Origin of the sequence: Mycolicibacterium fluoranthenivorans (assembly GCF_011758805.1) — a bacterium.
Taxonomy (GTDB): Bacteria; Actinomycetota; Actinomycetes; order Mycobacteriales; family Mycobacteriaceae; genus Mycobacterium; species Mycobacterium fluoranthenivorans.
Map to the genome: position 1 here is coordinate 409,668 of NZ_JAANOW010000005.1, position 7,979 is coordinate 417,646.

The 7,979-nt window shown below is 58.9% G+C and carries 7 protein-coding genes; 6 read left to right on the plus strand and 1 reads right to left on the minus strand.

Annotation, left to right across the window (positions count from 1 at the left end; all coding sequences use genetic code 11):
- Positions 1 to 299: 299 nt before the first annotated feature.
- Genes FHU31_RS30870 through FHU31_RS30890 form a run of 5 tightly spaced genes read left to right on the plus strand, consistent with a single transcriptional unit; the run spans position 300 to position 6,534 of the window.
- Positions 300 to 2,636 carry an ATP-binding protein gene (locus FHU31_RS30870; protein WP_167165127.1) on the plus strand — a complete coding sequence of 779 codons (2,337 nt, stop codon included), beginning with the start codon at positions 300 to 302 and terminating at the stop codon, positions 2,634 to 2,636.
- Positions 2,629 to 4,290, plus strand: coding sequence for a DEAD/DEAH box helicase family protein (locus tag FHU31_RS30875; protein ID WP_167165129.1), 1,662 nt, complete (start codon positions 2,629 to 2,631; stop codon positions 4,288 to 4,290). Before FHU31_RS30870 ends, FHU31_RS30875 begins: the two co-directional genes overlap by 8 nt.
- The gene (locus tag FHU31_RS30880) at positions 4,287 to 4,910 is read left to right on the plus strand and encodes a hypothetical protein (protein WP_167163029.1); all 624 of its coding nucleotides are present in this window, start codon (positions 4,287 to 4,289) and stop codon (positions 4,908 to 4,910) included. The genes FHU31_RS30875 and FHU31_RS30880 overlap by 4 nt, the downstream gene beginning before the upstream one ends.
- Positions 4,907 to 5,350, plus strand: coding sequence for a very short patch repair endonuclease (locus tag FHU31_RS30885; protein WP_167163031.1), 444 nt, complete (start codon positions 4,907 to 4,909; stop codon positions 5,348 to 5,350). The genes FHU31_RS30880 and FHU31_RS30885 overlap by 4 nt, the downstream gene beginning before the upstream one ends.
- On the plus strand, positions 5,347 to 6,534 hold the full coding sequence (locus FHU31_RS30890) for a DNA cytosine methyltransferase (RefSeq protein WP_167163033.1): 1,188 nt from the start codon (positions 5,347 to 5,349) through the stop codon (positions 6,532 to 6,534). The genes FHU31_RS30885 and FHU31_RS30890 overlap by 4 nt, the downstream gene beginning before the upstream one ends.
- 135 nt (positions 6,535 to 6,669) lie before the next feature.
- Here the strand turns inward: FHU31_RS30890 and FHU31_RS30895 are convergent, their stop codons facing one another.
- A complete protein-coding gene (locus tag FHU31_RS30895; protein ID WP_167163035.1) occupies positions 6,670 to 7,092 on the minus strand; it encodes an NUDIX hydrolase in 423 nt (140 codons plus the stop codon).
- Positions 7,093 to 7,184: 92 nt separating this feature from the next.
- On the opposite strand from FHU31_RS30895, the gene FHU31_RS30900 reads away from it, so the two are divergent.
- Positions 7,185 to 7,964 (plus strand): GntR family transcriptional regulator, encoded by a 780-nt coding sequence (locus FHU31_RS30900; RefSeq protein WP_167163036.1) that lies wholly within the window; start codon positions 7,185 to 7,187, stop codon positions 7,962 to 7,964.
- Positions 7,965 to 7,979: the final 15 nt, after the last annotated feature.

Below are 7,979 nucleotides of genomic sequence, written 5' to 3' on the forward strand. Positions count from 1 at the left end.
TATCGAGCAACAGGTGCTCCACGTGAGCTGCTTGAACCCCCCGGAGCTAAGGCCATGAGCCGAGGGGCCGGCGAGTCCGTCGCCCGGCACGCCACTTGTTGGCGTGTGACGGCCGCTTGCCGATCGCGTCCCCCGGATCGCTCATAGCGCAACACGTCGTCGAACGTTGTTCCGCTGAGAATCATAGATCCAGACTTTGCTGCGCTTCGGCGGCGGTACCCCTGGTCTGTCGGGACTCTGCGATAGGTTGAACACGCCCGACGGAGGCCGTTACAGCATGAAGGGCGGAAGGCGGAATTATGGTCGATGAGCAGGTCACCATCAGCGACGAGAGTATCGATGTCACTCCGCACCCGCGGTTGCTTGCTGTCCTTGGAGACATCGAATTTGCCCCTTGGCAGTGTCTTGCTGAACTTATCGACAACGCCTTTGACGACTTCCTGACCGCGCCACCTGACGATGTCACTCCCACGGTCGCTATAACGCTCCCGAGCAGGACCTCCGACCACCGCGACGCCCAGGTCTGGATCAACGACAACGGGCGCGGCATGAGTCGCGAACATCTCAACAATGCGCTATCGGCCGGTTGGTCCAGCAATGCCCGCTACGGAAAGCTCGGCCTCTTCGGCATGGGATTCAATATCGCCACCGCCCGTCTTGGAAATACGACGACAATCCGCACAACGCGCGCCGGAGATCCTGAATGGATCACGGTGACAATCGATCTACGGGAGATGGCTTCCCAAGACAACTTTATCGTCCCAGTGATCCACGAGCCGAAGGATGACCCCGCCGAGCACGGAACGCACATCATTGTCAGCGACCTCAAACAGGAGCAGCACGACCTTCTTTCCCGCCAGCAGAACAAGATTCGCGACCTGCTAGGTGACGTCTACTCCTATCTGCTCCGTGAACGACAATTCTCATTACTCGTCGATGGGAAGGCCGTCCAGCCGTTGATGCCGTGCATCTGGGGGTCGGATCGGTTCGTCGTGCAGCGTGGCGAAAAGTACCAGGCATATGTGCCGATCAACAAGCAGATGCCGCCACTGATGGCCTGCCAATCGTGCGGCCGTTGGCAGGATCTCGCGTCTCGTGAGTGTGAGGAGTGCGGTAGTAGTGATCTCGAAGAGCGAGAACGTCGCATAACGGGATGGCTTGGAATTCAACGTTATTCGCATAAATCAGACTTCGGCATCGACTTCCTCCGAAACGGTCGCAAGATTCTGCTGCGCGACGTGAGTCTATTCTCATGGGAGGACCCCAACGAGCCTGGGGCAAGGCCAGAGGTCGAGTATCCGATCGAAGTTCCCCCAGAGGGTCGGATTGTGGGTGAGATCCACATCGACCACGTTCGGGTGAACTATCAGAAGAATGCGTTTGAGCGCAACACTATTGAGTGGAAGCATGTCGTCCGCACTCTCCGTGGCGAAGGTCCGTTGCGACCGAACATTGCCCGCGCGGCTGGGTATTCGCCGAATGAGTCGCCGATCGGACGCCTCTTCACTGGTTATCGCCGTATGGATCCTGGATTGAAGTGCCTTGTGCCTGGAGACGGATCCCATGCGATCCACGAGAAGGCAAGGGAATGGGCCAAGCTCTTCCGCAAAGGTGATCCCGAATATCAGGACGATCATATCTGGTACGAGGCAGCCGCCCAGCATGATGAACCAAAGGTGGTCGTCCCAGATCAGGCAAACGACACCGACGAAGGCAGCGATACCGACGCTCGTTCCCGACTCGACATTCCTGACCCGACCGACTCGCAACCGCAACCCGGCGACCCAACTCCACCCCGTGAAACAGAGGATCAGAAGCAGGATCGCTACCGCGACTCTGGATCGGTGCTTCACGACATCTCAGGTGAATACTCTTTGCCGGGCTTTGGGAGCTCATTGAAAGTCACTGTGTATGCGCTCAATGGCACGGAGGTCGCGGATACCAACGGCGAGCGGGTTCCGGTCTATGTCCAGCAACAGCGTGGAACCGATGTCGATGTATTCGTGGACTTCGACCATGCACTGTTCACAGAGTTCGGCGGCGACCCTCGCGAGTACGCTGTGCTCGGGATCGCCGAGCACATCCGGGACCGCCGAGGCAGCCATCAGAACCTCGCATCAATTGCCGCGGATCTAATGGCCAAGTGTCTGCCCGACTTGAGGCTGACACCGAGTGCTCTCGGTGCGCGAGCGCATTCACTGCTGGACCGCGTGCGGCTCGCGATGCGGCCTGTGATCGCTGGAAACTCCGAGGGTTTCTGGTCCTATGTAGTCGAGACCGAGCAGGCCGCCGCCGAACAGCGCTTCGCGCAGGAAGGACTCGACGGCGATTGGCAGCAGGTTCGAGAGAGCGGGGACTGGATTCGCTACGCTTCGTCGGCGGCACTATCGCGGCTGATCCAGCAGCGCCCTGGAGAGTTTCTCGACGCCAAGGTTTTTCGTGCTTCCTACTCCAGCTTCACCGACAATCACGCACGCGCACTGACGGTCAATCGCCTAATCGGATATCTGAATGACGTCGGACAGTTAGCCGAACACCAAACACGCCGGCGCCCTGATGAGTTGAACCGAGGAAAGTTAAGTTGTCGGCTTCTTGGTGACGAACTCGTAGACACCGGAGACGCTCCCGATGACTGAGAGCTTTGTTGATCCGCAGCAGCTCATCATTGGCGGTGAGCGGCGGTTTGCTGTGCAAGTTGAGCGTCTACTGGGTCTCCTTCGCTATACCGACATCGTCAACATCGATGGGTCGGGTGACGTCGGCGGTGATCTGTTGGGAACGATCGCCGGTCAGCAGTGGGTATTTCAGGCGAAGTGGCAGAAGAAAGGGAGCGTACCCGCTAATGCCGTTGACGAAGTGTCCGCGGCAATGGATCACTACCGCGCCGACCGGGGCGTAGTCGTCACCAATGTTCGGCCGAGCCGAGATGCGATTTCTCGGGCGCAAGTGCTGGCTCGTACTGGCCAACGCATCGACTTCTGGAATGGGGTCGATCTTCAACAACTTTGGGAGCAGGCCCCGTGCCATCCTGCGCGAATTCGGCTGCGCAGCTACCAAAGCGATGCGGTTGCCGCGCTAGTCGATGACCTGGACACCGAAGGCCGGGCGTTGTTGGTTCTCGCGACTGGTCTGGGTAAGACCGTGGTGGGGGGCGAGGTGATTGCGCACCACCTGTCTCTCGATTCAGAGGCCGATATCCTCGTGGTCGCACACACGAAGGATCTTGTGGCGCAACTTGAGCGCGCAATGTGGCGTCACCTTCCGAAGACCGTCAAGACGCAGGTGCTGACTGGGGACGAGAAGCCGAAAGACCTTCGGGGCGTGACTTTTGCAACCGTCGCGAGCGCACTCAACGTTGCGCTAGCCGGCTACCGGCCATCGCTTGTAATGATCGACGAAACGCACCATGTCGGAGAAGACGGACAGTATGGGAGATTGCTCGGTGAACTGTCTGAGGTCAGCCAGTTCGGCGTGACTGCCACACCGTGGCGGGGTGACAGCTACGACATTGAGAATCACTTTGGCGCAGCTTCCTACAAGCTAGGCATCGGTGATGGTATGCGACTGGGTTATCTCGCTCAGGTCGACTACCGGTTGTTCTTGGACAACATTGATTGGGAAGTCGTCAAAGATGTCTCACACCGTTCGTACTCTATGAAGGAATTGAACACCAGACTCTTCCTTCCGCAGCGTGACGAAGCGATTGTCGATGAGCTAGCGGAGGCCTGGCGTTCTACGCTCGACCCACGCGCGATCGTCTTTTGCCAGACAAAGGAACATGCGGAGCGCATGGCCGAACTTCTTCGTCGGAGCCCGGAATGGAGAAGAGCGCAAGCCGTTCATGATGGTCTAAAGATTCGTGAGCGCCAGCTACGACTTCTTGACTTTCGTTCTGGACGCGTACCGATTCTGACGGCTGTCGACATCCTGAATGAAGGAGTCGATGTGCCAGATGTCAACATCATCTGCTTTGCCCGTGTTACGCATAGCCGCCGGATTTTCGTCCAACAGTTGGGTCGCGGACTTCGACTCCGTGAGGGCAAACATAAAGTAATCGCACTCGATTTCGTCAGTGACCTTCGACGAGTCGCGGCACTCCTAAACCTTCGTCGCCAAACTAACGCCGAGGAGATTGAAGTCATTTCTCACGTTCCTCAGCCACACATCACTTTCAGCAACGCCAAAGTGGAGTCACTCTTAGAGCAGTGGATACTAGACGCAGCTGACTTGGAGACCGCCAATGATGATGTGCGACTGCAGTTTATCGACCCGGACTTGCCAGCCTCATGAGTAGCGATTCCCGCCGCGTTCCGCGGGACCAACTCGACTCCGTGGTGAAGGCGCTATACGACGCAGCGCACCGGATTGATTGGGGGTATCTCCCCCCGAGCGCTCGAACCACCCAGTACGACGAATGGGTAAAGGACGCCGAAATCGGCGGCGTGCTAACTCAATACATGAGTAGTGAGAACGCGCGCTCTTGGATCAAAGATGGCCCGATGAAGGAGTACGGACGCGCGTGCCTTGGTGCCGGCCGATACGCAAAGTTCGGCGGGTCACCTAGCGCCACACCGGAGCAATTAGTGACCCACGCACTCGGCGCCCGTGCATCGGTGATCACAAACTCCTATGGCGTGAAGCCTTTCCACTGCCTTGCCATCGCTGATGGAGTCACGACTTACGTTTCCTGGGAGTCGCCCAAGAATCTTCGCCACCTTGTGTGGGCATCGATCAATTACCTGGCCGACCATCCGCAGGACACCGCCTGCATCATCCTCATGGAGACCATGGAGCGGCCGATCCCCCAAGCCGATAAGGTACGGCACTCACGCATCGCTGGGCGGTGCGCGATCAAGATCACTTATTACCAAGCCGCGCACCGGAGGCCTTTGGATGGCGAGAAGTTATGACGCGCGATCCGGCAATGACCTCACGGATTATGGCCGCCGTCAGGAATGCCAATACTCGGCCGGAAATGTTGCTGCGGCGCGAACTTCATAGCCGCGGCCTCCGTTACAGACTAACCTCCACTCTCACCGGAAGGCCCGACATCGTTTTCGGACCTGCTCGTGTTGCGTGCTTCGTTGACGGTGACCGTTGGCATGGCAATGGCTGGAAAGTCCGTGGATTCACTTCGTTCGAAGATGAGTTTGAGCACGCGAATTCCGACTTCTGGAAGGAGAAGATCCGGCGGAACATCGAACGAGACCGCGAAGTGGATGAGCGTTTAGCGGCGACCGGATGGCGCGTGATCCGTATCTGGGCATCTGACATCGAGAAGGATGTCAGTGGGGCGGCGGATCGCGTTGAAGCTGTGGTCCGCAGCCAGACGACGGGCGAGGCTGTATGACTGGCTCGCTCACGTCCGTCGAACTCTTCGCAGGTGGCGGTGGTATGGCGCTCGGTACACGCCAAGCTGGGTTTCAACACCTTGCCCTAGTGGAGTGGTTCAAGCCTGCGGCAGCAATATTGCGTCACAACGCCCGACTTCAGCCGGATCTGTGGCGTGAAGAGCTCGTACATGAAGTGGATGTCAGGCGATGGCTAAAACGGCCGACCATTGAGACTAGCGATGTCGATTTAGTCGCAGGTGGCCCACCGTGCCAACCTTTTTCACTCGCAGGCGTTCACGCAGGTGACGAAGACGATCGCAACATGTTTCCAGCAGCGCTCGATGCGGTTCGGAAATTCCAGCCGAAGTTTGTCATTTTCGAGAACGTTCCGGGCTTGACGCGTCCGTCTTTCGCTCCGTACTTCGCATACATCAAGCGTCAACTCGAAAAGCCGACTGTAGTAGCGAAAGACGGGGAGCTCTGGACTGACCATGACGGCCGCATTCAAAGGGCACGTCCTCGTTCTCTGCGCTACGTCGTACGTGAGCATCTCCTTGACGCCGCCGACTTCGGATTGCCACAAGCCCGTCGACGTGTGTTCCTGATCGCGATACGCGATGACTTGCCGGGCGCCGAGACATTTCCGGAGAACATTGACGGCGACCATTCGCGTGATGCACTCCTCTACGACCAGTGGGTGACCGGCGACTACTGGGCTGATCACAAATTGGCGATGCCTGAGCAGCCTGAAGGTTTGGAGTTTCGACTTGGCCAGTTGAAGGAACGCGGACGGCCCGACAAAGGCCGCTGGCAGACGATCCGAGATGCGGTCCGCGGACTGCCTGAACCGCTGAATGGTATTGAGGCCATCGGTGTTTCAAATCACCGCGGTGTACCAGGAGCTCGAGTCTATCCAAAGCATTCTGGCAGTCCATTCGACTGGCCCGCAAAGACTATCAAAGCCGGCGTTCACGGAGTGAGCGGAGGCGAAGCGATGATCCGTTTCGACGATGGCCGCGTTCGCTACCTCACTGTACGAGAAGCCGCTCGAATCCAGGGCTTCCCGGATAGTTACGAGTTTCCCGTACCAAGGTCACGCGGGATGGGAGCCATCGGGAATGCCGTAGCTTCCCCTATCGCGCGCATGCTGGCAGAACGGCTTAGGGCCACGGCCTCGGAGGATGCTGCGGGTAGCGCGTAGTTTTCGTTGGGTCACGCAATCTCCGGAAGACGTCTTCGTTGAATCGCCCGTGTAATTCGTTTCACTTCGGCCAATAACGCGTTCCGATCCGGCAATGCTTAAAGACTCTGAAGGATCCTGCTGCGTGACGCCCCCTTACACGAGTTTGACCCCGTCATGGACCCGCGATTGGGGCGCTTCCTCGAATGCATCCGAGACGCGCACCGCAAACGCCGGTACCATCACTCCTTGAACTTCTTCCTTTGTCATCCAACGGATTTCCCGAGCCTCGTCGGTTGCGTGGGGCTCACCAGCGGCCGGCCGGCAGCGGTATACCAACGCGACGATTCCGTGGGTCAAGTTCTTGTAGACACCCGTCAGCCGCTCGACGGCAACCTCAAGGCCGGTCTCTTCCAGCACCTCACGCTGAACACCGGCCTCGAAGGATTCATCCAGTTCGAGGACTCCCCCCGGCGCCTCCCAGTGGCCATTGTCGTCGCGCTTGATGACGAGGACCCGGCCATCATCGCGGACCACGATGCCGGCGACGCTGACCGAATGTTTCGGTGTGGCTGCCATGCGAGACTCCCTCTCCGTCCTGGTTCTGTAGTGACAGGGGACGTGTCGTTTCCCTAGACTAGTCGCCTAGACATGTATGGGGAGGCTCTCAGGTGCTGCAACTTGGCCAGATCGACCGAGCGGACGATAAGCCGCCATATCGGCAGATCGCCAGCATGTTGCGCGGCGCCATCAGTTCTGGCCAGCTCGAAGCTGGTGGGCGTCTGCCCTCTGAGGCCGAGCTGATCGAGCATTTCGGGGTCGCGCGGATGACAGTCCGCCAGGCAGTACAAGAACTGCGCGCCGAAGGCCTGGTGATCTCCGAGCACGGTCGGGGCGTGTTCGTGCGACCCGCTCCCCCAATTCGGCGGCTCGCATCCGATCGCTTCGCGCGGCAACATCGCACCAGCGGCAAAGCAGCATTCACCGTCGAAGCGGAGAAGTCCGGCTACGCACCTCAGGTCGACAACATCACCGTGACGCGCGAGACACCGGATTCGATTGTCGCCGAACGCCTTCGACTGCCTTCTGCCGAGGAAGTCGTGGTCCGATCACGGCGCTACCTCGCCGATGGCAAACCAGTCGAAACCGCGACCTCCTACATTCCTGCCGCGTTCGCCAGGGGAACCAAGATCGAACAGACCGATACCGGGCCGGGCGGCATTTATGCGCGCCTCGAAGAGGCCGGCCACACCCTCGCGAGATTCACTGAAGAGGTCGGCGCCCGAATGCCCACTCCCGAAGAACGCCGCGCCTTGCAACTTCCGCCAGGGGCGCCTGTTCTCACCGTGGTTCGGACTGCCTATGACACCAACGACGTAGCCGTCGAGGTGTGCGACACAGTGAAGGTGGCATCTGCCTACCTGCTGGAATACGACTTCTCGGCGCGCTGAAACGTCGCGAAACGA